This is a genomic window from bacterium (assembly GCA_035281585.1).
Lineage (GTDB): Bacteria > UBA10199 > UBA10199 > DSSB01 > DSSB01 > DATEDP01.
The window spans coordinates 1-23,582 of record DATEDP010000013.1; the positions used below are offsets into that span (position 1 = coordinate 1).

The following is a 23,582-nucleotide window of genomic DNA, read 5'->3' on the forward strand; positions in this document are numbered from 1 at the left end:
GGTGTTCCTCTGGAACTTGATCGACTTGAAGCGCGTCAAGTGGGAAGGGCCCGAGGCTCTTTCCCCCGGAAAGCATAAGGTCGAATTTGATTTCAAGTACGACGGACTCGGTGCCGGCACCCTGGCCTTTAATAGCTATAGCGGCCTCGGCAGCGGTGGCACCGGAACCCTCAAGGTCGATGGCAAGGTCGTTCAGACCATCGCGATGGACAAGACTCTGCCCACCATTCTGCAATGGGATGAGAGCTTCGATATCGGATCGGACACCTTGACCGGCGTGAATGATGCCGATTACAAGCCGCCGTTTCCTTTTACCGGTAAGCTGGAAAAGCTGACGCTCAAGGTGGACCGGCCCCAGTTATCGCCCGAGGAAATCAAAAAGCTCGAAGCCGCTCAGAAGGCCCAAGCGGCTAGCCTGTGACCCGATGCCGAGCATTCAAGCCCCATGGCGGTTGTTCCGCCGGAACGTCCCGATGTCGTTGAATCGAACCCCCTGGGTTTTCATGACCGGATAGATGCGTTGGGCCAGCCATTGCCGGATGTAGAAGGGTTGGCTGGGGAGAAAGTGATGCAGGGCATGGGTTGCCCCGAAATTGAAGCAAAAGGCCTGGAAGGGAAGCCAATACCAGGCGTTGAATACTTGAGTTTGGTCCCGCAGCTCGCGGACGTCGCCGAAGTAGTGGATGGTGGAAGAGACGAACTGCAGGCAAAACATCCGCAGGAGATTGGGGCCGATCAAGCCGACCATCAAGGCATTCCAAAGCGGCATCCGGTCGTAAGCCCATTGACTGATGCCAGGGCCGAATAGGCTCAACAGCAGCCAATAAACGACGAAGACGGTGGCGCCGAAGACCATCGGAAAGGGCGAGAGCACCAGAACCAGGGTTCTGAAGGGACTGCCATGCCTTCTGAGCGACCGAAGCTGAAGGAAAGCAAACCAGGGCCCGGCCATGACCAGCCACCGAGCGAGGTTATTGTAGGGTATTCCGTTCCCGATCAGTCTTTCCTCGGCGTCGTCGAGTTGCCCGGAATTTCGGTGATGGTGATGATGCAGGCGCATTCGGATCCAGGGATTGATCGAGGTTGGCCGAGTCAGCCAGCCGAGCAGCAACATGGAGTCTCGAAGCCACTTGTGGCGGGAGAAGTAAAGCCGATGGATCAAGTCGTGCTCGATCTCATGGCCGATGGAAAGAAAGAAAGCATTCGCCAAGAGACAAGTCCATGCCGGAATGAAACCTTGGTAATAAAGCGTTCCGACTCCGATGCAGGCGGCGATCGAGGTGAGAAACAAAAATGCGCCGATCAAATCCTGACGATTGAGCCAGCGATGAGCGCTTCGCAGAGCCGTTTCTTCAGCCTGGAGAGCATCCCGAATCGATTTGCTTGGGTTGCTCATGGGGAACCAACCCAAACTATAAACCCGCGGACCCCGCTCCGCAATTTCAAAAACCAAGCCCCGCCCAGCGGAGCCAGGCGGGGCTTGACGCCCTCCAACATTTTGGAACGGCAGGCCTAAGTTTGCTTCCGACGCAGGGAACGAAGTAGGGGAAGAGTCAGCGGTATCATCCAGATCCCATTGGCGAATCCGCCCCCGGCAAGTCCGGGGTTCAGGGAACAGCCGCCGCTTCCTTCGAAAAGTAGCGAGGGATCGTTGCCCGGAGTCTCCGCCTTGGAGTCGTCGGTGGCCTCGCCTTCGCCCTCTTGCTCATCGCCCTCGCCTTCATCCTCCTCGTCGTCCTCCGGTGGCGGGCTTTCCTCGGGCGGTGAGCTCTCCTCCGGTGGCGAGCTCTCCTCCGGTGGCGGACTTTCTTCTTCACAGGCGCCCAAGGCATCCTGCACGCCGGGAACCTCGCCATTGACGTGGTCCATGTGGGCTTGGATCAAGGCTTCGTTAGCGGTGCAAATGGTATGAGGGTTGTGATTGATGTTGTGGCAGAAACAAACTTTCTCCTGCTCCTCCTGCTCGGGCTTCGCATCGACCGAGAAAGGCAAGAGCAGCAGGGCTGAAAGCAATACTAGTTTTTTCATCAGATGGGGTTCTCCTTTTTTGCCGGGTTGAGCCGGCTAATGAGGAGAAGAGATGAGGCCGGAGAATCGGGGGGCAAGCTCTTGACAAGGCTGCCTTCAAGATTCAGCCAGGAGTAGTCTTTTGATTTAATTGAAGAAATATATTTCGTGCCGAGGAAGAAAGCGCTTCAGGCCCTCCGCCAAGCCAACGAATATCATAGCGCAACTAAGCCAAAAGCCGGCCGAAACTGGAAAAATTCAGGGGAAATTGATGGTCGCCTTATTCCAGGGCTTGTCACCCGCCTTGCCCGCCAACTTCCAAAGGGAGCTCGAATCGCTGCGCAAGGAGTCGGACCCCGATCTTTTGGCCGATGGTTTATTTGATTTGGGCCAGCGGCTCGAGCATGACCGAGCCGACGCCGCCCGGCGGATCTACGACAGTCTGGGAAGCTCTCCGGTGGCCGAGAAGGCTCGGCGCCGCCAAGACGCTCTCGTCGGCCGCGGTGCTTTCGGCGCCCGAGCGGAAGTTTTGTTGGGGCATTTTTTCAAGCAGGCCGGAAATCCGGCATCGTTGGTGGGGATGGCGGGCGCTCAGGCGGTGTTTGGAATCAGTCGACTGGCCCTTCTTACTCGTTTTGCCGCCGCTCCGGCTTCTTGGGCGACCCGCGGACCGACGGCCCGGATCCTGGGCTCGGCCCTCGCGTCCTTGCTGGAGGCGCCTGCCTACGTCGCACTCGCCCGAGGAACCGACGCCATCTTGGGCCACTCCCAAGATTGGAGTCGGCGGACGATCGGCGCTGAAGTCGGCTCGAGCTATTTAAGCTTGGGCGCGCTTCGTCTGGCCGGTGGTTTGGCCAATGGCATTTCGCGCCGGGTGATCGGAGCGGGCCCGATCCAAACGGCATTCAGCCAGGCCAGCATGCTGGGAGGCATCCTTCTAGGTCAATCGGTGGAGAGTCGCTTGGGACTTCGCGAAGAAGGGAGCGGCGATGCCGTCCTGGCGGATTCATTGGCCACACTGCTGCATCTCAATGTGAGTGGGCGACTCCTGCGCCCTGTTCTGGCGAAGAGATTGGAGATCGCCAATCAGCTGCCCGGCGCATCGGCCGACGTTCCCGGTTTTGGCCTTTCTCCAATTCCAGCATTCGCCAATGCTGGAATTTCCGGTGCGCGCGATTCGCTTTCGTTTGGCTCCTTCGCGATGAAGAGCTCGAAATCCGAAGGAGGTAGGTCTCGCCAAGCGATCATCAACCAGAACGCCGTCATTTTGTTGCAGCTCGATTCAAAGCCTTTGGCGGGACAATGGATGATTGACCAGGTATTCCAAAAAACCGGCGGCAAATTCCGTTTGACCTGGTCAATAGTAAACCCCCTCCTCAAGCGGCTTGAGGAATTGGGACTCATCGAGCTTTCTCACTACCAAATGCCGAAAAGGGGCAGCGGCCGCCCTGCAACCGTTTACCAGCTCACGGAAGCCGGTAGGGAATCGACTCGCGAGATTAAGGAGGAGTTGAACTATTATTTACAAGCCGGGCCAGGAGAGAGACTTCATTTTAGATCCTATGTTCTCAAGCCCGATGCATTTTGTTTAATGGCCCTTCGCGAAGGGCCCTTGGCTGGCGAGTGGATCAAATCTCGCGCCGGTGGGGGTAGCCGGCTTTCCGATGGATCGCTTCATCCTTCCTTGAAACGCCTGGAACAAAAGGGCCTCATTTCCTTTTCCCATTCTGAAACCCCTTATACCGGTGGCCGAGCGGCAAGGGCCTATCGACTGACCGAGGCTGGCCGGGAAGAAGTCGCGAAAATCAGGGAAATTTTGGCGATGCTCTCCCGCTAAATCAAGCGACCGTCCTCTTCAGCTTAGTTGCACTGGGAATATTCGACGCCGTCGGCCACGATGATCGGATTCCCGTTGGAATTGCTTTTCACCCGGGTCGCCACGCTTTCCCATTCCACCCCATCATCCGATAGGAAAAGCCGCTCGCCCTCCACCTTCCAGCGTCCGCCCGAGCCCCCATCGTGCTGGCTGGCGAAAGTTCCGCCGCCGCCGCTGGAGTAGCCCTCGCCCCGGCTTCCCATGGAATAGGTCCCGTTGCGATTGAAGCGATAGCGGGTGCTGTTGCTGTATCCCGTGACCTGGCTGTATTTAAAGCTGCACCAAGCGCTTGAGGTCAGCAATGGCGCCAGGCCGCCGGCCTGCGCCTCCAACGCTCCGAAGAATAGAAGTGAAATCCAGAAGAAATGCCGAGCATGTTTCATGGTCGCCCTCCTTGGATAAGATAAGGGCAAAACTCATCCTTCTCCAATTCAAATTTGGTCTTGAAGAAAAAGCCGCCCTTAGTGGACAATTCTCGCTAGGTTCGAGTTTTGGGGGTTTCTGAGGGTTCATTCTAAAAATCTAATTCCGTCTTAATAAGTTTCCATTCAACGAAAGGAAGGTCTGTATGAAGTTCAAAGCCTTTTTCGGGGTGTATCTGTGCGCCCTTCTCATCCTGGGGGCGGCCGGCTCCGCCCAAGCGGATGCCAGCGTCTCCAAGTCCTCCGAGCTTTTCGGGGCGGGTTATTCCAGCTTCGAATCGCATCCGGTCGATGTCACATTCCCCGGCGCGACGTTGGTTAGCGTCCAAGCCTCTCGGGAAGCGACCGATGTTTTCGGCACCGAGTTTCCGACCGGGCTTTCACTCACCATCAGCAGCACCCCGGACGTCGATTGCCAGGGCGAAGTCACCTTTCCTCCGAATCCCGGAGATTGCCAAGTGGTCGGACCGCCGAGCTTCTTTGTCACCAACCTCGATCCGGGGGTTTTCGAGGGCGCCATTGATTTCGATCCTTCCGGCAATGCCTACGTCAACATCACTTTCATGGGCTTTGTGGTGATCAACGGGGACTTCGGGAACGCCCAGTCCCTGCCGGTGAACGTGGATCTGACCTGGGCGGGCCAGGGTTCGCCGACTGTCCAGACCGGCAATTCCGTCTTCGATTTTGGCGACGTGATCGTGAAGGTTTTCGAGCACGTCAAGTCCTATGACCCGGTCGTCAACGGCACCATCGCGGTCGAGGGCATCGGCTTCACGCACACCATCGTCGATTCTCAATCAGGCAATGCCAGCACCAGCGTCTCGCTGTTCCGGAGCAAAAACTGGCAGTTGGAAAGGACGACGAACTGACGTCGCTGGTCTTTTAAGCTGGAAGAGATCCTCCAAAACTCCGACAATGTCGGACAGGAAAGGGTCCACATTGAAGGAGATTTTCATCGGCAGCAGCAAAGAGGGTCTGGGGCAAGCGATGCAGGTGGTTGACGTCCTTTCGGAGGTTCAAGGCGTCAAGCCACTGCTCTGGACCGAATGCTTCAAGCTTGGCGACATCACCTTCCTGGGCATCGAAAACATCGCCCGCCGAGTGGCCGGGGCCGTGTTCCTGGCGACGCCGGACGACGATTCGGTCATTCGGGAGCAAAAGGTCCGGACGCCGCGGGCCAATGTCCTCTTCGAATACGGCTATCTCACCGCCATGCTGACCCGAGGCCGGGTGGCTCTCTGCCGTTATGCCGAATCCGAGCTGCCCTCCGATTTCGCCGGCGTCACCTACGTTCCGATGGGGCCTTTCGAGCCGGAGCGTCCGCTCGATCTCCAAGCCCGGGCCCGGATCAAGTCCTGGGCGGCCGAGCTGCCCGCCATTCAGGCCGGGTTCTCGCCGACCGCTCAGCTGCACGGTTATTCCGGCAGCTGGCAGACCGAGACGGTTTTCCAGGTTTACCGCCATATGCCGATCAAGAAGCCCGATTACGCGGTGCTCAACGGGAAGATGATTCTGCAGATTCCACCCGATGGCCGGGGCGGCGCCGGCTGCTTCTACGGCAATTTTCAGCTTCAGGTCGGCGATTGCTATGCCGAGTTCGAGATCAGCGATCGGGTCGTCGATGCCAGGGTGTTCGACGACGGCAGCGTGAAGATCCGAAACGCCATGCAGACCCGGCAGCGCATCCGGCTGGAAGGCAAGCCTCCGCAACGGGACGGCTTCGAGCCCGACCTTCGAGGCGCCCGCGAAATCGATTTGTTGCTCTATTGTCCGCCGGACGAGCCCGGAATTCTCCGCGGACATTTCTCGAGCGAGGCCGGGGGTCAGGTTTATTCCAAGGCCACGGGGAAGTGGTTTCGCTAGGTGTTCGTCTAACCGGGATTTCACCGGGTCGCCCGGTTCCAGGGCATCTTGGACATCAGCCTAGCCATGGCGCAGCTATTGGTGACTCCGGAAAAAACCAATCCGGCGCCGATCGCCGCGGATATGGCGTAGCCCAAGGGATGAATCCAGACGCCCGCGATGGCTCCCAAGACAACCAAGCCGCCGGCGGCGATTCGGACTTGGCGCTCCAAGCCGAAGGCTCCGCCGGCTCCGCGCTCGAAAGGCAGTCCAGCGGCCTCCCAGGCGTTGGTGCCGCCGTCGACATGGACCACTTGCCGGAAACCGGCCGCTCGCAGGCGGTCGGCCGCCAGCCCGCTCCGAGTGCCGGTTTGGCAGAGGCAATAAAGCGGTTTGTCGGGCGGAAACATCGACTTCAAGGAGTCGGCATGAAGCGAATCGAAGGGAATGTTGACCGATCCCGGGATCCGAAGACCGGCGAACTCCCCCGGCGTGCGAACGTCAATCAAGCTCAAGGGCCCGGCGTTCGCGAGCTCCGCCAGTTGTTGCACCGAGACGCTGCGTAGGGGGAGCGCCGCCTTCGATAAGGCCGATATCGCGTCGCGATTCATTTCATTCTTGAGCTCGCCGATTCCGGGTCCCCCCCTGAGGTTGGCGGGGACCGCCTCCTGGATGTGCTTGGGCAAGGGGAGGTTGAGGTTATTCATGAGGGCGACGAATTCCTCGAGATTTTTTCCGGCGAAGCGCGGGTTTTGCAATTTCTCTTCGCCGATGCTGGAGACCCGGCGCCCCTTGTAGTCGTGGGCCGGATAGACGAGGGTTTGTTCATCGAGCGAGAATAACTTTTCAGTGACGCTGCGGTAGAGCGCCGCCGGGCTTCCGTTTTGGAAATCGGTCCGGCCGCATCCGCCGATCAGGAGGGTGTCACCGGTGAAAATCCGGTCGCGCCACAGGTAGGATACGCTGCCCGGAGTGTGGCCGGGGGTGGCGATCACCAAAAGCTCCTCGCGGCCGAAAAGAAGCACCTCTCCGTCCTTCAGATATTGATCGTAACCTTGGGCATGGCAGTCGCTTGCCACAGCGGTCTGGGCCCCGGTGGCCTGCTTGAGGGCGTGGCCCGCGGTGATGTGGTCGGCGTGGACATGGGTCTCCAGCGCGTATTTGAGTTTCAAGCCGTTTTCGCGGAGCAGCCGCAAGTCGCGCTCGACTTGCTCGACGACCGGATCGATCAGGACGGCCTCATGGGTGAGGTCGTCGGCCAAGAGGTAGGTGAAGGTGGAGGAAGCCGGGTCGAAAAGCTGCCGAAAGGACATGGGGACCCCCGATTTTAAATAGGATGATATTGCTTTATTCCCAAGCGAAGGGGAAATGGTTTCGCTAAGCCGTTTAGGGCAGAGCCGGGCACTCCGCGGGCCTGACCGCCTGGCAAGTGCCTTTACCGATGGCGATGCAGGAGTCGGGAGGCGTCGCCGAGGCCGGGTTCGCGGTGATGCAAGCCGTGCTTGGATCGAGCGAACAGGTCCCGCCGACGCCGTTTCCGATCACCTCGCAAAAGCATCCCATGGGGTCGCCGCTATACCCGCGGGCGGTGCAGCTCGGCACGGCGCCAAAGGCCCCGCCATTCAAGCTTTGGGGTTCGGCGTTCTGATGGACCCAGGAGTCGAGCGCCTTGATGGCTCCGACGTTCAGGCTTGGAACGTTGGAAGCCGGCCCGTCCATGGCGCTGTGAGCCATATCTTTCACCAAGTAGAGCCGGAACATGTCGGTTTTTCCGGCTTCGATAATGTTGCCGGCGAATTGCAGCGTCGAGGAAGGGTATATCGAGCGATCCCGCAAGCCCGCCAAGATAATAACCGGTTTTTTGATGTCGGGGTCGAAGGCGATATGACCCCAAGCTTTTTTGATCTTGTGGGAGCGGCTATCGAAGTCATAGGCCATCGCCTTGGCCAATTGGGCGCTCACGGTCGGTTCGGCCAAAATTTCGGAGAGATACTCAGGATCGGGAACTCCAATGTTGATGTTGCCCATGAAGACCCCGAGCTTTCTTGCATCCTCGGTGTTGGCCGGCGGAAGCGATTCCAGCGGAATGACTCCAGTGAGCGGCACTCGATCGGCGGCGAAAGCCTCGGTGTGGGATTCCAAGTATTCCAAAGCGCCGGTGCCCCCGACTCCGAGGATATAGCCGTCAAAGGGCGTGCCGTTTTCGCCGACCAGCAAGCCCAATCCCAAAGAAACTCCTCGGGAATGGGCGAAAGCGTAATATCCGGTCGGCTCACCGAAAACCTCCGATACCAGGTCGCGCAATAAATGGCCGGTAGAGAAGTAGGCGGTCCTGAAGTTATGGGTGTGGAAGGGCGGAGCGATGAACGCGTCATAGGGGAAACCCGGATAGCCCGGCGCCACGTGGTCCATCGCTACCACCGCGAAGCCCTCGTTCATCAATTGACTGACGATGCCGGCGAAGGCATTGAAGGCGGTGACATGGCTTAAGGTTCCCGGAGGCACGATGACCACCGTTTTTCCGTTGCAATTTTGTGGAACTTTCATCAGCCAGCTAGTGGGAATTTTCCACAGCGAGGGGCCGTTTGTTAGGTTCCCGGCGCTGTCGTAAGCCGCGCCCTCGCAGTCCTTGCAGCCGACAATGAAGGCATGCGGGGGGAGAGGGTTGGCTCCGGTCGTTGCGGCCTTCCATTCATCGCTCATAATATTGAAGCTCGCCCTTTGTTCGTCGGTCAGGGCATTGTATTTGTCCGAGCAGTCCTGAGCATGCGACACCGCGAGATTCCAAGCGAGCCCGCTCGCTACGACCAGAGCTGTAAAAGCCTTCTTCCAAGTTGTTGTCATATCCACTCCCTGGACAAAAGGATGCCGTGGCGATTTTGCGGATCGCTTGAGGCCCCTGCCTGTTGATTATTTTTAACCCCTTCGAATTGATATCCCGAATATATTATCGGGCCGGAGTCTTCGGTCTGGCAATATTAAAAATGGTAAGCGAGGCCCATTTGAGACACTGGACATTCTCGGCGAAGGCTTCGACGCAAGGCGATGAAAAATAAAAGGAAAAAGCCAGGCGGCGGATTGGGGAAATTTATTTCACAAGCCCGGTGACTTGCTTCGCTTTACGGCGTCTTTCCTATACCCATTCCCTTAAACCAAGGAGAAAACCATGGTTCGACTGCTCGCTATTTCCTGCCTGGTGCTTGCGGCCACCAGTCTTTCGGTAAGGAAGGTTGAAGCCGCCAATATCAACGTCACGACAACGGCCATCGCTTCCGATTGCTTCACACCGGGGGGCGATCCCTGTGCCGATTTCAACGGCAACGATTGCACGCTTCAAGATGCCTTGGATGTGGCCGAGTGTAACGGAGAGGCCGATACCATCAACGTGGCGGCCGGAACTTACGACGCCGACGCGGCCGGAATCTTCCAGTATTTCGCCGCCGATACCGAGAATTTCAGCTTGGATATCGTCGGAGCCGGCGCCGGAACGATCATCGACGGCATGGACAACGATCAGTGCATGGAGCTGAACACCGTATTCGCTTCGGCCGACGATCAAGCCAACCTCTCCGTTTCCAACATTACCTTTCAGAACGGAAACTACAGCGGGCCCGGCGGCGGCTTGGCGGTGAACGTCAGTGACGCCGACGTCACGGTGGAAAACTGCAGCTTCCTTTCCAATTTCTCTGACGAGTGGGGCGGCGGCATCTATTCCAACGCCAATGGCGAAAGTCTCATGTTTTTCAGCTCCAATTTGTTTTTGGACAACACCGCCAACTTCGACGACGGCGGCGGATTGTTCGCCGAATCGGGCCAGGGGTCGATCACGGCGGTCAATAACATCCTGGCCGGCAACACCTCCAACGACGGCCAAGGCGGCGGAATGTTCGTCAACGCCAGCGTCGGCAATATCACCATCACCAACAACACCTTGTTCAACAATGCGGCGACCAACGGCGACGGCGGTGGCATCGGAGCCCAGGTCGACGATAGCGCGAGCGTCTTCAACATCTACAATAACATCGTGTTCGGGAATTCCGCCGGCACCAACGGCGACGATATCTGGACCTGCGAGCAAGGCGCGACCGTCAATCTCTTCAACAACGATTTCACGGAATACTTCAGCGAAGCCTTGGACGGAGGATCTTGCGGAGGCAGCGCGACGCTGAATGAGGGTGCCAATATCTCGGACGACCCTCAGTTCGTGAACTCCGGTGCCGACGATTTCCACCTTAGCGCCGGCTCGCCGGCGATCGATACCGGGGACCCGGCGGCGCCTTCGATGCCTTCCACCGACTTTGACGGCAATCCGCGGCCGGCCCTTCCCGGCACCAATCCCGATATCGGAGCGCTGGAGTTCCAAGTCCTTCCGACCCCGACTCCGACCCCGATTCCGACGCCCACGGCCACTCCGACCCCGACTCCCTTCGGCTTCGTCGAAGGCAGCGGGGCTCTTTCTTGCACGCTGCAACCAGGCCTTGCCGGCGGCCTTTCCTGGCCCGGTCTCCTGGCTTTGGCGGCGCTGGGAGGGTTCGTGAAGGCCCTGCGCCGCAAGGCTCGGTGATCCCGACCTTAAGCTTATTCGCAAAAAAGCCCCGCCGCCCGGCGGGGCTTTTTTCTTATTCTAGACACTTTCCCCCACAAGCCGCGTAGGGGGCTTTAATGAAGCGAGCGGCCCAATCCTTCCTTTGGATTTTCCTGGCGCTGGGTTCCCTGGCGATCACTTACGCGAGCATGGTCTATTTCGAGCCCGGCCAAAGGGCTCCCTTCCTGATCGAAAAGCTGCCCCTGCGCGACGAAGCCTTTTATTTGGCGGTCTTGCGCGTTCACGTCCTGGCGGCGGCCCTGGCCTTGCCGGGCTGCTTGATCCTGTCCTCCGCGGCCGTCCTGAAACGCTGGCCCCGCTTTCACCGTTGGTCCGGCCGAATCGTGGGCCTCGATGTCTTGGGCGCCTTGGCACCCACCGGCTTCTATCTCGCCTTCTTCGCCAAGGGTGGAGTGGCCGGGACCCTCGGCTTCTTGCTCACCGGTGGCATCGTGGTCTGGGCGATGCTCCAGGCCATCCGCTGGGCGCGGGCCAAGCGATTTGCCCGCCATCGCCTCTTCGCCTTCCACGTGATCGGCCAGCTGAGCGTCGCGGTCAGCTCCCGCGCCATGCTCTTTCTGTTGGAAACTTCCAATCTCGACGCCGATTTGGCGTATCTTTTGAGCCTTTGGATCCCGGTCGTCGGCACCTTCGCCCTCGTCCAGTGCCTAGGCTCGCCTTCTCGACCTCAACCCAAGCCAAGGACCCGCTATGAACCCCTTCTTGATCCTGCTGGCGCTGCTGCTGGCGGCCCCGGCGTTGTTTAATCCCCATCGTCCGCTCCAGGCGCGGACGAGCGCTCCGATCGGCGACTCGGCTTCGCCCCAGGCCCTCGTCGAAGCCAAGCTCCTCACCCCTCTCCAAGAGAAGGAGGCGAAGCGCCCGACTTTTTCCCGGGCCGCTCCTCCGCCCAGCGCCCGAAGGGTGCGAATCCTCGATCAGGCGCCGCAAGCCGACACCAAGGGCCGGACTTTTATTTCCTTCGCGATCGATGAATCTCATTCTTTCCGAGGGCTCGAGGCGAAGGAGCTCCCCGAAGACGCCTGGCATCGAGAAGTCATCGTCGGCTGCGTCTATCCCAAGAATGGCGAAGTGATCGTGAAGCTGGGCGAAGCCCATTATCCGGCCGCGGTTCTTTGGGGCGAGTCGGTGGGCGCGGCTCCGGCCGGAGTCTGTCGCCGCAGTTAAGTCCAGGCCTCGGTGCTCACGCGCCCGCTTCCCAGACTCTCCATCAACTCTTGGAGAAGTTTACCGCCGTCGCCTCGCCAGGCATGGCCGTGCATGCAGGCCAGAGTCCGGGGTTTGAGCTCGATCAGATTTTGCATGAGCGGGCGAAGATTTTGGGTGTGGGAGAAATAATCCATCTTTTTGCGGAAGGCCTCGCTGGGTCCCAGGATGTCGGTTTCCACCAAGGCCTGCCGGGCCTCGCCGCCTTGGGTGAAGAGGTCGCCGCAGAAGAGGGTTTGGGTGAAGCGGTCGATCATGAAACCGCAGTCCCATCCGTGGGGCAGGTGCGGGGCGTCCTGCCAGCTGACTTCGTGCTTTCCGAGCTTGAGAGTTTCGCCGTGGGCCAGGCCGCGGGGCGGCCGATCGGCGAGATCTTGGCCGATCATGGCGCCGATTCGGCCGCAGACGGGCTGGGCTTGGGGCGCCAGGGCGAGCCATGGGTCGACGGCTCCGCACTCGTCGGGCTCCATGTGGGAGAAGGCGAGGTAGCGGAGCTTCTCGGGCGTCAGCACCGCGGCGACCGCTTCCCGCACCAAGGGAAAGAGCTTTCTCATGCCGAGGTGGAAGAGTAGGGGCTCGTCGTCGACAATCAGATATTGATTGAAGGAGAAGCCGCCGGGGATCTCGCGCGTCGGGGTGCTGATCCGGTAGATGTTTTCGGCGATCTCTTGGATACTGGTCCCGCTTTGTGTATTGGTGATGGTCATTGCGGAATTATCCAAGGATTGAGGTGAGTCGACAATGAAGTATTTGCTGCTGATCTATTACGATGAAAAAGCTCTCGAAAGATTGGGCAAGGCCGAGGAAAAAAGGATCGAGGACCAGAGCGTGGCCTATACCGCCCAGCTTCAGGCCGAAGGCAAGGTTTTGGGAGAACACCGTTTGCGTCCGGTTTCCACCGCCACTTGCGTCAGGACCCAAGGCGGCCAAAAACTCGTCATCGACGGTCCCTTTGCCGAAACCAAGGAGCAATTGGGGGGCTACACGCTGATCGACGTGAAGGATCTCGCCGAGGCCATTGAGATCGCCAAGAATTTGGAGTCCGGGACCCTGGGCGCCGTCGAGATCCGGCCGATTCAGGAATTCGGGCAATACTAAAAAGCCGCCCGCCGACACCCAAGGAAATTTCTTCAGTTCTGCGAGTGGATCGGTCTTGGTTAGTTAGAATTTGCTTCCGCCGGGTTTTGTGGCAAAGTCGGCCCATGAAATTGTCCAAAGGCGCTAGGGCCCTCCTCGTTCTTTTCTATCTAGTTCCACTCTTCGGTTGCGGCTCGGGCGAGGGCTCGCTCAGCCCCGAGCTGGAAGCCTCCTTGCGAGAGATCGTCGAGCAGAAAAAAGCCGAATTCGGGATCCCCGGCGTCATGGCCGGCGTTTGGATCCCCGGCGAGGGCGAGCTCATCATCGAAAACGGCCTCTCCGACATCGCCAGCGGAACGCCGATTCAACGGGAGGATCACTTCCGGATCGGCAGCATCACCAAGTCTTTCACCGTCACGGTCATCCTTCAGCTCGCCGAGGAGGGCCGGCTCAGCCTCAGCGATCCGGTCGAGCAATACCTTCCCGGAATTGAAAATGGCACTGCCACCCTGGCCCAGCTTGCCGACATGACCAGCGGCATCTTCAACTACACCGAGGACGCCGGATTCGTCGCCGAGTTCGTCGCGGATTTCCTCCGCAAGTGGCAGGCCCAGGAGCTGATCGACGTCGCCGATTCCAATGCTCCTTATTTTCCGCCGGGCGAAAATTGGCATTATTCCAACACCAATACCGTCATTTTGGGCGTGATCGTCGAGCAGGTGACCGGCCGGCCGGTTGGGCAAGAGATCCAGGAAAGGATTTTGAACCCCCTCGGTTTGAACGGCACCCTATATCCCACCGGCCCCGATCTTCCGAGCCCCTTCGTTCACGGCTATGGCTTCGATCCCTTGGAGGACCTCAGCTTCGCCGATCCTTCCTCCTCCGCCGGCTCGGGCGCGATGATCTCCACCCTGGACGATCTGCGGAAATGGGGCGAAGGCTTGGGGACCGGCGCTACCTTGAGCCCGGCCACCTTTAGTCAGCGCCTCGACAGCCTTCGGCCGATCGTTTTCAGCCCTTGCGCCGACAATGATCCGCAGCGGCCGAAAAGAGAATGTCCTGAATACGACCGATACGGCCAGGGAATGGGCGAGCTGAACGGATGGATCGGCCACACCGGCGAGTTCGTCGGCTATACCATGCTGGTCATGTACGAGCCGAACCGCGGCTCAGTGGTGGTGATTTTGGCCAATATCTTCGGCGTCGGCGAGCATGTGCCGACCAAGATCTTCCGAGAATTCGCCGCGATCTTGCCTCAATAGATAAAGGTGCTGAGATGATTTTTCGCTGCTTGCTGATATTTTTCGCCCTGACCTTCGCCGAACCGGCTCGAGCCGGCTCTCCCGAAGCTTCTCCAGTTTCGGAGAAGCGGCTTCAAACCTATTTGGCCAAGCAGCTGCCGGCTCGCGGTTTATCCTTGGAATGCGTGTATTGGATCATGGAAGACTCGACCGCGAAATACGTCGAATACGCGGTGCGGGAAAAGCACGGCGGGTCCTGCCCGGGCGACCCGGCGGTCTCTCCCATCGTCGATCGGTATCGAGTGCCGGCTGGCAAGGGTCGAATCCAGACTTACGATCCGGTCGAAGACCGCTGGCGCTAGAAGGACATTTCGACCGGTGCCCGCAAAAAGCTCTGGGTGACGAAGTTGGCATAGAGCATTTTGAGGGTCACGATATTCCCCTCATCGTCATAGGTCGCCTCGAAGCGCAAGTTGCTGCGATTGATCGTTTGCTGGGTTCCCTTGAACCAGCCGGTGGCTTCGAGGATTTCGGGGGCGTCGATCTCGGTCGCAATGACGAAGCTGCGCCCACTGAACGACGGCACCGACCGATCCAGGGTCTGGGGAAAGGTCTTGGCCACTAGCGAGATGAAGCCGTCGGCCTCCCGGTCCTCGAGCTCGCCGTCATTATTCCGGTCGTGATAATGGGTGAAGGTGATGCCGAATTGCCCCGTGATGAAGGCGGGGAGGGGAGCATCGTGGTGGATCTTGGCGACCCGTGCTCCGGATTGATCGTAACACCAGGCATTGTAAGCTCCGCCCAGGACCTCTTCGTCGGTATAACCGTCGTAAAATAGCTGACCATGGCAGGCCAGGAATTTGATTTTATCCAACTCGGTCTCTTGGCGCCCGAAGAGGACCGAGGGGACCGCGGCGAAAGCCAATATCCAAATCTTGAGAAGAATCGATTTCATGGGACACCCCTTTCTTAAACCCTGCCGTATTTTTTCACCCCGTTTTCTGGCTGTCAACGCAGGGGACATTTTTATAAAATGGCAAAATGAGCAAGTTTCCACCCGGCTTGCTGGTTTGCCTTCTCCTGCTGCCTTTGACGCTGGGCTGTGAAAGGTCGGCCCGGCGAAGCGAAGGGCCCGGCTCGGGGAGCTTGGACTTTACTTCCCAGGTGGGCGAGGCGCCCGCCCGCCGCGGTCCCGACTTCCTTAAAATCAATGGGGTTTTCGTCCCGACCCGGCGAATCAAGATCAAAAGCGAGTTCAGCGGAAGAGTGGAAAACCTCACAGTCGCCAAAGGAACCCTCGTCGCCAGGCAGAACCCGCTATTTAGGATCGAGGACGACCAGCTTTTCGATCAACTGGCCTTTCTGCGCTCCCAGTTGCAGTCCGCCGAGATGCAACTCGAGCGGATCGGAGCTTTGGCCAACTTCGAGGGGCCGGTGGAGGAAATCCAAGAGGAATCCATGGTCGAGGTGGAGGCCGAAGCCCCGATCGAAGAAGTGGTGGCGTATCGGGAGCCCACCTTCACCCGACTGGCTTCGGAAGTCGAATTCACTTCGGCCGACGCCGGCGGCATTTGGCCGGCGGTCGATCCGAGAGTGATTGCGAGGTCCCATGACGCTCCGGATGCCGGAGGGATTTGGCCCTCCTACGGCGTACGGGAAATGGTGAACGGGGAAGGGCCCCTCTCGGATTGGTCGGCCTATTTCGCGGCCGCCTCGGTGCCGATGCCCGCCAGCAGCACCGAATTCACTCGAGTGCAATACGAGATACTCACCCAGCCGCGGAGGGTCGAGCTCCCGAGCGAAGCGGCAGTCCCGGCCATGCCGGTGGCCTCGGACGCCGAAAGCCGCCTCGCTTTGTATCAAGCCCAGGTCGATTTGATGAGGGCGACCATCGCCGCGATGGAAAATGAACTGGTGAGGAGGGAAGTTTCCTCGCCTTTGGATGGGCGGATTCAAGAGGTGGTGGTTTCCGAGGGCAGCGAGGTCCAGGCCGGCGATTTTCTCGTGGAAATTTATCAAGTGAATCCGATCGAGTTCAGCTTTCAAATTCCCAAGGATCAGGTCGACTTTTTGGAGCTGGGGATGAAGGTCAAGGGCCAGCTCTCGGATCCGCCGATCCTGGCCTTCGAGGGGGAAATTTCATACATCGGAGCCGAGCTCAATGCCGACAATGAAACCGTCGAAGTCCGGGCTCGGATCGACAACGCCGACGATGCGCTCAAGGTCGGTTCGAAAGGCAGCGCCGAGATCGATCTAGGATCGAGCGTGGCGGCGCAAGCTCCCTGATTCCCAAACATGGGCCTCGGGCCCTTTGCCCGGATGACAATGGGCGTGCCCAAGCGCGTAACCGCATCGGTTACGCGACTTGAGCCGAGCCCCTTCAACCCGGCTTACAGGTCCGGCCGTCCAAGCAATTGGCCTTGGCTGAAGCTAGGTCGGCCCCGATGATAATCGGAAGATGAATCGGTGGCTTCCATACTTTGGGTGAATTCTTTCGGGCGAGGATGAAATAAATTTCACCCGTCTTGTGGACATTTTCGACCGTGGGCGATCAACGCGGCTTGGATCCGGGAGCTGACGTCCAATTTCGCGAGGATGTGGTTCACGTGGGAATGGATCGTCGAGGCGCTGACGAATAAGCGCCGCCCGATCTGGCGGTCGGTCAGGCCCAGGGCGATGAATTTAAGCACTTGGGTTTCGGTCTTCGTCAATCGATGGCTGACGGCGATCTCCATCAAGTGCGGCGAGACGCCGGGATCCTCCGCTTCGGCCACGATGAAGTAGGCGCCGTTTCGGTTGCGGGCCAGGCGCAAGTCGACAAGGATGGGATCTCCATCCTTGCGGGGAATTTCCAGCGTCGTCGCGGGTATGGTCGAGTTGGGGTTCTTGCCCAGGAGCTTCGCCAACCCGGCTGCGGCCTTCCTTAAGGCCTCGGGGACCCTTTTCTTTCCAAGCTGGGTGATCTGGAACAGCTCGTCGGCTCGTTTTGAAGCCCAAAAGAATGCACCTCGCGAATCGAAGGCCACGATAGGCTGTCGGCTGTATTCGAAGAGAGTCTCGAGGAAGGGCTGGGATTTCAGCCGTTCTTCGAGCCGGAAATTGCGGCCAGCGAAGGTTTCGAAGGCCGGCATGAAGTTCGCCATGAGGAGCCGCTCGCGCTCGCTGAAATCCGGCTGCCGAAAGGTTCGGGCGACCATGATTCCGACCATGCCCGGCTCGTACATCTCGCAATCGCTGATCCGCAGGTGCAGGAAGTTATCGATGGAATTGCGGGTGGCGCACTCGTTGTAGGCGGGGCTGGAAAGGTATTCCTTCCACTTGGGCATGCTGGCGCCATGCAGGATCCATGGGTTGAAGCGCAGCAAGTTCTCTTGGAGCAGGTCGATGCCGAAATAATTTTGGGAGTAAAAGGGGACGCTTTCCACCATTCCGCCGGCCAAGGGGACGATTTGGCGGTCTTCATTGCACCAATAGAGCAGGGAAGTGCTGGTGTCGAAAAGCCGGTCGAGGAGCGGCAATACCTGAGCGCTGAAATCGGCGAGGTCCACCGCCTCATGGGTGGCGCGAACGATGTCTCCCTGCACTCTCTCTTGTTCGGTGGATGTCAGCACAATAAACCCCGGTTCGACATAATAGGTGAATTCCGGACGCCGTTCCAACCCAAAAAATCACCCTTCGTCTGGAAGAAGCCTTCGGAGCCGCTCCCTATAATCGGGTCGAATCGATTGATCACCAGAAAGGAGTCATCCTATGAGCTGTACCAAACGCTCGCTTTTCGCATTTTCCATCCTTGGACTCTTCGTCCTGGCCTGCTCGGCGGCCAGCGCCGGCCCGCTTTACGACGACCAGTGCTATCCGGCCGTGACCAACACCGAAGGAATGAATCCCTTCGACAGGCTTGAGGCGGTCGAAGAGATCAAGAAAACCAAGGCCCGGTACTTCCGTTGCATGGATAACAAGGACTGGGATTGTTTCCAAGACACCATGACCGACGATATCGACTTCAACGTCAGTGGCGCGCTCTATGCGCTGGATGAAAGCGGCAATGCCCACAAGAGCGGGGATGTCGTCATCGACCCCAATCAAATCGACCAGAGCTTCTGGCAGGTGAACGGGGCGGTCAACGTCCGCTTCTGGGAGGCTGGGGCCCTGACCGGCGCCCAAACCATGCACCAAGGGCACATGCCAGAGGTCACCCTGACCTCGCCGGATACGGCGGTGGCCTGCTTCACCCTGACCCACCACCTGCGATTCCCGATGTTCAACCCCTTCGCCGGCACTCCGCTCGAATCCTTCCTGCCTTCCCAGCCACCTCATCCCGAGCTCTTCGGCTACGGTTTTTACCGGGAGGAGTATGAGAGGGGCAACGACGGCAAATGGCGCATCAGTCATCTCCGTTTCCATACTTTCCGGGTCGACATCACGTACCAGCGTTAGAAGACCAGGCCCAGGCCCAAGGCCAGGGTGTCCTGCACGGTGGAGGAATGAAAGGCTCGCCTGCTGCTTTGATCGTGACGATGTTCAAGGCGCAGGCGGAGCCATTTCCACGGCCGGACCTGGCTGGTCGAAGTGGCGCTTAGTCTGATCGCCATTTACGCCTTCATCGGATTTCTCGGATTCTGGATGGGGGTGATGGGCACATCGGATCGCCCTAATCCGTCATTCGGGCCACCCAGGTTTTTCCATCGGGCCGTTTGATGAGGGCCTTGTTTTTTTGGGGCTGGATCCGGACCTCCAACACATCACCGGTTTGAAAAGTCGGGCTGTAATCCTTGCCGGGACGGGCTTCGTAGACCAGCGAATGGCGGGTTTCGCCCAATTGAATGGTGAAATGGAGGACCCTGGCCTGATAGGGCCGGGAGCTCATAAAATGGACCTCGCCGAAGGATTCGCCGACGAATTGAGACCGGGTCACCGAGCTCTCGCTGAAGCTGAGAACCTTGGCCAATTGGTACTCGGAAGGATTCTTGGCACTTCCATCGGCGGAATAAAGGAAAAGTAGGCTGCCAAGCACCAAAATGAAGGTTTTCTTCATGGGAAGACTATAGGAGCTGTCGGCGGAGTTGTGAAGCTTTGTCCTGGGCGGCGGGCAATAGGCCTTGTCATCGACTTCCTGAATTGCTCTGATGGGGATATGAAGCTGCTGGCGATGATGTTGCTCGGCTTTTGTCTGCCCATCCTTCTTTGGGCCCAGAGCGGGTTCCGCGGCGGGAAGCTCCAAAGTCTCCGCCCGGCGACCGGTTCGAGCCAACTTTCGGGTCGTTCGGTCGAGTTGGTGGACGAATCGGAGCCCGAGGCCAAAAGGCATGCTTTTCGGATTTATGTCGTCGGTCCCAACGGCGACTCGCTGGATCTCAAGGAAGTGGAGTCCTGGTCGGTCGAATGGAGGACTTCTTCCAAGTCGGGGCGGCTTCAGGACGATCTCAAAAGTGAGAAGGCCGCGGCTGAAAAGGAAGGCGGCCCGGTCTATTCCTTCTTGGCGACGGGCGACCTGCCCGACGATCCCGATGTCATCGTCGAAGTGACCCTCTCGTTTCACGGGAGTCGCGGGGCCGGAGTCGCCAACTTCAGCGGCTTGATCGATTGAGCGAAATACCTTAAAAGAACTCATCATGGCCCGAATCGGTCGCGCCTTCCTTGGCATATACTTCCTTGCTTGGCTGATCCTTTCTTCCTTAAGCTCCCAGGCCATGGAATGGAAAGCCGAGCAAATCGTCGATTTGACCCACTCTTACGACCAAACCACCATTTACTGGCCCACCGAAAAGGGTTTCACCCTGGAGAAGGAATTCGAAGGGCCGACCGGGAAGGGCTATTTCTATGCGGCCAACCGCTTTTGCTCGCCCGAGCATGGCGGGACCCATCTCGATGCGCCTTTCCACTTCGCCGAAGGCAAAGAGACCGTCGACCAGATCCCTCTGGGAAACCTGATCGGCAGCGCGGTCTTGGTCGACGTCAGAGACGCCGCCGCCAAGAATCGGGATTATCAAGTGTCGATCCGCGATTTTGAAAATTGGGAAAAGGCCAACGGCAAGATTCCGGCCGGCTCGATCGTGATTTTGCGGACCGGCTTTTCGCGATTCTGGCCGGATCGAAAGAAGTACCTGGGAACCGACGGGCGGGGCCCCGAAGCGGTGAAGCGGCTGCGCTTCCCCGGTCTCCATCCCGAGGCCGCCGAGTGGCTGGCCGGCCAGCGAAAAATCAAATCGGTGGGCATCGACACCGCCAGCATCGATTACGGGCCCTCGACCCATTTCGAGACCCATCGCGCGCTGTTCGCCAAGAACATTCCGGCTTTTGAAAACCTCGCCAACCTCGAAAAGCTGCCGCCTCGGGGCTTCACGGTTTTCGCATTGCCGATGAAGATCCAGGGTGGCAGCGGCGCCCCGCTGCGGATCGTCGCGATCCTGGAATAAATAGAAGACATCGTTCTGAAAATTTTGGAAAATTCTCCAAACCCTATTTCGGAGGATCTATGCTCAAGAAGATAGTTCTGGCCACCGCCATGTTATCCTTCGCCTTGCCGGCCACGGTTTTCGCCCTTGGAGAATGTCGGGAGGACCGGAAAAAGTATTGTCCGGATGCGGGCTTGAACGAGGACAAGATCAAGGAATGTCTCAAGAGCCATTTCAAGGAGCTATCGGAACCCTGCAAGCAGATGATCGCCGAGAAAGTCGAGAAGAAGATCGAAAAGAAGCTGGAGAGCGAGAGTAATTAGTCCCGGCTTAGGTTAGATAACCGCCGTCCACGTTGATCGTTGCGCCGGTGATATAGGACGCTTCCTCACTGGCGAGGTAGGTCACCAGGCTCGCAACTTCCTCAGGCTGGCCGTAACGCCCCAAGGTGGTGAAGCTCTTGGCACTCTCGGCGAAGGCCCCGGTCGAGGGATTCATCTCGGTTTCGGTCGGCCCCGGTTGAATGGTATTGATGGTGATCCCCCGCGAGCCCAGCTCCCGGGCGACGGCTCTCGTCATGCCGGCAACGGCGGCCTTGCTCATGGCATAAGCCGCGCCTCCGGCAAAAGGCACCCGCTCGGCATTGACGCTGCCGACATTGATGATCCTTCCGCTGGCCTCCATGTGGGGCAGGGCCGCTTGAATGGCGATGAAGGCCGCTCCCACGTTGACGGCAAAGGTTTTGTTGAAATCGTCGATGGACATGTCGGTCATGGGTTTGATGATGGCCAGGCCGGCGTTGTTCACCAGGATGTCCAGCCGGCCCAAGCTTTTTTTGACTTCCTCGACGGCTCGGCGGAGGGCTTCGGGATCGCCGCTATCGGCTTGGATGGCTAGGGCCTTCGAACCCAGCGAGCGGACCAGCTCTTCGGCCCGATCCTTTCCTGAAATGTAGGTTATAGCCACCGCCGCGCCCTCAGCCGCCATTCGTCGGGCGATGGCCGCTCCGATGCCTCGTGAGCCTCCGGTGACGAGAGCGACTTTTCCTTGAAGCTTCATGGAGGAGTTCTATCACGTTTAGGGGAATCGTACCAAGGAGAGGTCCAGCGGCAGCTCTTCGCGGTGGAGCGATTTGCCCGGGGCCGATTCAATGGTCAGAGGCGTGCCCTCGGCCGCGGCCTTGTCGAATTCGGCGGTGGAGCGGACTCGCCCCAGAATTTCAAAGGAGTGCAGGACATAGGGCAGGCCGTTGGCTTCCAAGGCCGAGGGCCCGTCCATGAGATGAAAGTGGAGATGGGGCTCCGAAGTGTTGCCGCTATTTCCGACATGGCCCAGAACCTGCCCGGTTTGGACCTTGTCGCCGGCCTTCACCCGGACGCTGCCGGGCTTGAGGTGGGCGTAAAGGGCATAGTGGTCGCCGGCCAAGCGAAGGATGACATGGTTGCCGTCGGCTTGGGCGAGGTCGATGGTAGCGGGCAGCTTGCCCGGCACCTGGTTGGGCAGGCCATCGACCGCGGCGACGACCTCGGCGTTGGCCACCGCCAGGACTTCCTGACCATAGCAGAAGTAACTCTCCGGATTTTTGGCATCGCCCCTGAAAACACGACGCTCCGGGTCGAGCTTCTCCCAATCGATGGCGAAGCGTTGTGAGGTCGCCAGCCGGCCGTCGAGCGGCAGGGTCGCTCGCACGTGGCGGACCGAGTCGCAACAACCGTCGCCCGCCAGCCAGCTTTCTCCCCGGAGCGGCGGCGAGATCGCCAAGGCCGCTTGCGAGCCGACCGTAGCTTTGCCGCCTTCCATCGTCAGAGCTTGGGGGCCGGAGAGCTCGATCCGGTGCCGAAAGGCTTGGGGCAGGGCCGTCTTCGGGGGGAACTTCAGATGCATCCACAAAAAGGCGACTTGCCGCGGACCGAGCTCGGTCGAGCCGCCCCGGCTGCTCAGCGGGCCGAGCCGGGATTCCAGCTCTTTGCCGCTCAGCTTGGCCAGCGGTTTTCCCTCGGCGAGGGCCGTCACGGCGTCGACCCGCCAAGTTTCGGAGCTGATGTTGCTGAGTTGAACTTCGTAGACCAGATGATACCAACCATCCGAGCCCCGGACCGGCTGGACCTGGGGGCTCAGCAGCTGGACGGTGATCGGCGTCAGCTTGGGGGCTTCGGCGCGGGCCGAGCCGGAAAACAGGAGCGCGAGAATCAGAAGGCTGCGGATTTTCATGAGCTGGAAGAGAGCATGAAATTCCGTTTGTAGGAACAAAAATTCCCCCCTAATATGGCGGCTTAATCGACAGCGCCGCTCTTGGAGGAAATATGCGAAAGACCAGATGGCCTCTCTCTCTTCTGTTTCTCGCCGCCATTCCGCGTCTCGCCTCGGCCGACATGATATGGAGCGACGCCTACAAGAATCCCTTCTCGAGCTGGGGAGCCTACATGTACGACCAGAACGTCAAGCGCCACTTGCGCGAACGGACCTCCAGCTCCCCGACCGGCTCGAGCACGACGACCACCGCGGCAGCGCCGGCCTCGACGTTGCCGAAAGCCCCGATCAGCGCGACCGACTTTTCCCGCAATCCGAACGGCAAGGACGTCGTCGCCCAATTCATCGCCGCGACCAACTTGTCGCCAGCCGAAGGGGAGAAGCTCGCGGCCGCGCTTCGTTCGACGATGAGCCAGCTCGGCGCCGCCGGCCGCAAGGACAACGTCGCGACCGCCATGGTGCTGCTGATCGGCTTGTCCTACGGAGTGCTCGAAAAGCCCGGCTTCGACCCGAGTCGGGCCGACGATCTGATCCCGGCGGTCAACGACGCCTTGGCCGCTTCGCCTCAATTCAAGACGCTCGGCGCGGCCGACCGCCAAAACATGTATGACTCGCTGCTGCTTTCGACGGCGGTGCTGGCCATGGTTCACCAGTCCGGCG

28 protein-coding genes are annotated in these 23,582 nt (G+C 59.2%); 16 read left to right on the forward strand and 12 right to left on the reverse strand.

Features of this window, described 5'->3' with window-relative positions:
- On the forward strand, positions 1–421 hold a 421-nt coding region (locus VJR29_00700), incomplete at its 5' end, for an arylsulfatase (GenBank protein ID HKY61912.1).
- Positions 422–436: 15 nt separating this feature from the next.
- On the opposite strand, the gene VJR29_00705 is transcribed toward VJR29_00700, so the two are convergent.
- Together VJR29_00705 and VJR29_00710 are read right to left on the reverse strand one after the other, a co-directional pair.
- The gene (locus tag VJR29_00705; protein ID HKY61913.1) at positions 437–1,396 is read right to left on the reverse strand and encodes a fatty acid desaturase; all 960 of its coding nucleotides are present in this window, start codon (positions 1,394–1,396) and stop codon (positions 437–439) included.
- 116 nt (positions 1,397–1,512) lie between these two features.
- Entirely contained in the window at positions 1,513–2,028 is a 516-nt protein-coding gene (locus VJR29_00710; GenBank protein ID HKY61914.1) for a hypothetical protein, read from the reverse strand.
- 130 nt (positions 2,029–2,158) lie between these two features.
- On the opposite strand from VJR29_00710, the gene VJR29_00715 reads away from it, so the two are divergent.
- Positions 2,159–3,844 (forward strand): PadR family transcriptional regulator, encoded by a 1,686-nt coding sequence (locus tag VJR29_00715; GenBank protein ID HKY61915.1) that lies wholly within the window; start codon positions 2,159–2,161, stop codon positions 3,842–3,844.
- Between the two features lie 23 nt (positions 3,845–3,867).
- Here the strand turns inward: VJR29_00715 and VJR29_00720 are convergent, their stop codons facing one another.
- On the reverse strand, positions 3,868–4,266 hold the full coding sequence (locus VJR29_00720) for a hypothetical protein (protein HKY61916.1): 399 nt from the start codon (positions 4,264–4,266) through the stop codon (positions 3,868–3,870).
- A 185-nt stretch (positions 4,267–4,451) separates the two neighbouring features.
- Between VJR29_00720 and VJR29_00725 the strand changes: the two genes are divergently transcribed.
- Entirely contained in the window at positions 4,452–5,174 is a 723-nt protein-coding gene (locus VJR29_00725; GenBank protein HKY61917.1) for a hypothetical protein, read from the forward strand.
- Positions 5,175–5,244: 70 nt separating this feature from the next.
- The gene (locus tag VJR29_00730) at positions 5,245–6,168 is read left to right on the forward strand and encodes a nucleotide-binding protein (protein HKY61918.1); all 924 of its coding nucleotides are present in this window, start codon (positions 5,245–5,247) and stop codon (positions 6,166–6,168) included.
- A 20-nt stretch (positions 6,169–6,188) separates the two neighbouring features.
- Here VJR29_00730 and VJR29_00735 read toward each other — a convergent pair whose 3' ends face one another.
- Positions 6,189–7,460 (reverse strand): rhodanese-like domain-containing protein, encoded by a 1,272-nt coding sequence (locus tag VJR29_00735; protein ID HKY61919.1) that lies wholly within the window; start codon positions 7,458–7,460, stop codon positions 6,189–6,191.
- A 73-nt stretch (positions 7,461–7,533) separates the two neighbouring features.
- Complete coding sequence (locus VJR29_00740; GenBank protein ID HKY61920.1) at positions 7,534–8,991, reverse strand: hypothetical protein; 1,458 nt, start codon at positions 8,989–8,991, stop codon at positions 7,534–7,536.
- Positions 8,992–9,313: 322 nt separating this feature from the next.
- Here VJR29_00740 and VJR29_00745 point away from each other — a divergent pair, with 322 nt between their 5' ends.
- The 3 genes from VJR29_00745 (at position 9,314) to VJR29_00755 (ending at position 11,920) form a co-directional block, all read left to right on the forward strand.
- The gene (locus tag VJR29_00745) at positions 9,314–10,711 is read left to right on the forward strand and encodes a choice-of-anchor Q domain-containing protein (GenBank protein HKY61921.1); all 1,398 of its coding nucleotides are present in this window, start codon (positions 9,314–9,316) and stop codon (positions 10,709–10,711) included.
- Between the two features lie 98 nt (positions 10,712–10,809).
- Positions 10,810–11,499: a DUF2306 domain-containing protein gene (locus tag VJR29_00750; GenBank protein ID HKY61922.1), complete on the forward strand. Its 690-nt coding sequence runs from the start codon at positions 10,810–10,812 to the stop codon at positions 11,497–11,499.
- Positions 11,444–11,920 (forward strand): hypothetical protein, encoded by a 477-nt coding sequence (locus tag VJR29_00755; GenBank protein HKY61923.1) that lies wholly within the window; start codon positions 11,444–11,446, stop codon positions 11,918–11,920. Before VJR29_00750 ends, VJR29_00755 begins: the two co-directional genes overlap by 56 nt.
- Here VJR29_00755 and VJR29_00760 read toward each other — a convergent pair.
- The gene (locus tag VJR29_00760) at positions 11,917–12,666 is read right to left on the reverse strand and encodes an MBL fold metallo-hydrolase (GenBank protein ID HKY61924.1); all 750 of its coding nucleotides are present in this window, start codon (positions 12,664–12,666) and stop codon (positions 11,917–11,919) included. The two genes, VJR29_00755 and VJR29_00760, sit on opposite strands and share 4 nt — an antisense overlap.
- Positions 12,667–12,700: 34 nt before the next feature.
- Between VJR29_00760 and VJR29_00765 the strand changes: the two genes are divergently transcribed.
- From VJR29_00765 to VJR29_00775, 3 genes are all read left to right on the forward strand, one after another.
- The gene (locus VJR29_00765; GenBank protein ID HKY61925.1) at positions 12,701–13,057 is read left to right on the forward strand and encodes a YciI family protein; all 357 of its coding nucleotides are present in this window, start codon (positions 12,701–12,703) and stop codon (positions 13,055–13,057) included.
- 104 nt (positions 13,058–13,161) lie between these two features.
- Entirely contained in the window at positions 13,162–14,298 is a 1,137-nt protein-coding gene (locus tag VJR29_00770) for a serine hydrolase domain-containing protein (GenBank protein ID HKY61926.1), read from the forward strand.
- 14 nt (positions 14,299–14,312) lie between these two features.
- Complete coding sequence (locus VJR29_00775; GenBank protein HKY61927.1) at positions 14,313–14,639, forward strand: hypothetical protein; 327 nt, start codon at positions 14,313–14,315, stop codon at positions 14,637–14,639.
- Here the strand turns inward: VJR29_00775 and VJR29_00780 are convergent.
- Positions 14,636–15,232, reverse strand: coding sequence for a hypothetical protein (locus VJR29_00780; protein HKY61928.1), 597 nt, complete (start codon positions 15,230–15,232; stop codon positions 14,636–14,638). The genes VJR29_00775 and VJR29_00780 overlap by 4 nt on opposite strands.
- A gap of 86 nt (positions 15,233–15,318) precedes the next feature.
- Between VJR29_00780 and VJR29_00785 the strand changes: the two genes are divergently transcribed.
- The gene (locus VJR29_00785) at positions 15,319–16,563 is read left to right on the forward strand and encodes an efflux RND transporter periplasmic adaptor subunit (GenBank protein ID HKY61929.1); all 1,245 of its coding nucleotides are present in this window, start codon (positions 15,319–15,321) and stop codon (positions 16,561–16,563) included.
- A 230-nt stretch (positions 16,564–16,793) separates the two neighbouring features.
- On the opposite strand, the gene VJR29_00790 is transcribed toward VJR29_00785, so the two are convergent.
- The gene (locus VJR29_00790) at positions 16,794–17,888 is read right to left on the reverse strand and encodes a response regulator transcription factor (GenBank protein HKY61930.1); all 1,095 of its coding nucleotides are present in this window, start codon (positions 17,886–17,888) and stop codon (positions 16,794–16,796) included.
- Between the two features lie 139 nt (positions 17,889–18,027).
- Between VJR29_00790 and VJR29_00795 the strand changes: the two genes are divergently transcribed.
- Positions 18,028–18,714 carry a nuclear transport factor 2 family protein gene (locus VJR29_00795; protein HKY61931.1) on the forward strand — a complete coding sequence of 229 codons (687 nt, stop codon included), beginning with the start codon at positions 18,028–18,030 and terminating at the stop codon, positions 18,712–18,714.
- Here the strand turns inward: VJR29_00795 and VJR29_00800 are convergent.
- Positions 18,711–18,869 carry a hypothetical protein gene (locus VJR29_00800; protein HKY61932.1) on the reverse strand — a complete coding sequence of 53 codons (159 nt, stop codon included), beginning with the start codon at positions 18,867–18,869 and terminating at the stop codon, positions 18,711–18,713. The genes VJR29_00795 and VJR29_00800 overlap by 4 nt on opposite strands.
- Before the next feature lie 59 nt (positions 18,870–18,928).
- The gene (locus tag VJR29_00805; protein HKY61933.1) at positions 18,929–19,312 is read right to left on the reverse strand and encodes a hypothetical protein; all 384 of its coding nucleotides are present in this window, start codon (positions 19,310–19,312) and stop codon (positions 18,929–18,931) included.
- Between the two features lie 99 nt (positions 19,313–19,411).
- On the opposite strand from VJR29_00805, the gene VJR29_00810 reads away from it, so the two are divergent.
- Genes VJR29_00810 through VJR29_00820 form a run of 3 tightly spaced genes read left to right on the forward strand, consistent with a single transcriptional unit; the run spans position 19,412 to position 20,995 of the window.
- Positions 19,412–19,864, forward strand: coding sequence for a hypothetical protein (locus tag VJR29_00810; protein HKY61934.1), 453 nt, complete (start codon positions 19,412–19,414; stop codon positions 19,862–19,864).
- 25 nt (positions 19,865–19,889) lie between these two features.
- Complete coding sequence (locus VJR29_00815; protein ID HKY61935.1) at positions 19,890–20,693, forward strand: cyclase family protein; 804 nt, start codon at positions 19,890–19,892, stop codon at positions 20,691–20,693.
- Between the two features lie 59 nt (positions 20,694–20,752).
- On the forward strand, positions 20,753–20,995 hold the full coding sequence (locus tag VJR29_00820) for a hypothetical protein (GenBank protein HKY61936.1): 243 nt from the start codon (positions 20,753–20,755) through the stop codon (positions 20,993–20,995).
- Between the two features lie 7 nt (positions 20,996–21,002).
- Here VJR29_00820 and VJR29_00825 read toward each other — a convergent pair whose 3' ends face one another.
- Both VJR29_00825 and VJR29_00830 read right to left on the reverse strand, forming a co-directional pair.
- Positions 21,003–21,731: a 3-oxoacyl-ACP reductase family protein gene (locus VJR29_00825; protein HKY61937.1), complete on the reverse strand. Its 729-nt coding sequence runs from the start codon at positions 21,729–21,731 to the stop codon at positions 21,003–21,005.
- Positions 21,732–21,749: 18 nt separating this feature from the next.
- Entirely contained in the window at positions 21,750–22,922 is a 1,173-nt protein-coding gene (locus tag VJR29_00830; GenBank protein ID HKY61938.1) for a M23 family metallopeptidase, read from the reverse strand.
- Between the two features lie 53 nt (positions 22,923–22,975).
- On the opposite strand from VJR29_00830, the gene VJR29_00835 reads away from it, so the two are divergent.
- Positions 22,976–23,582 (forward strand): DUF6683 family protein (locus VJR29_00835; GenBank protein ID HKY61939.1); only part of this gene is annotated, 607 nt, incomplete at its 3' end.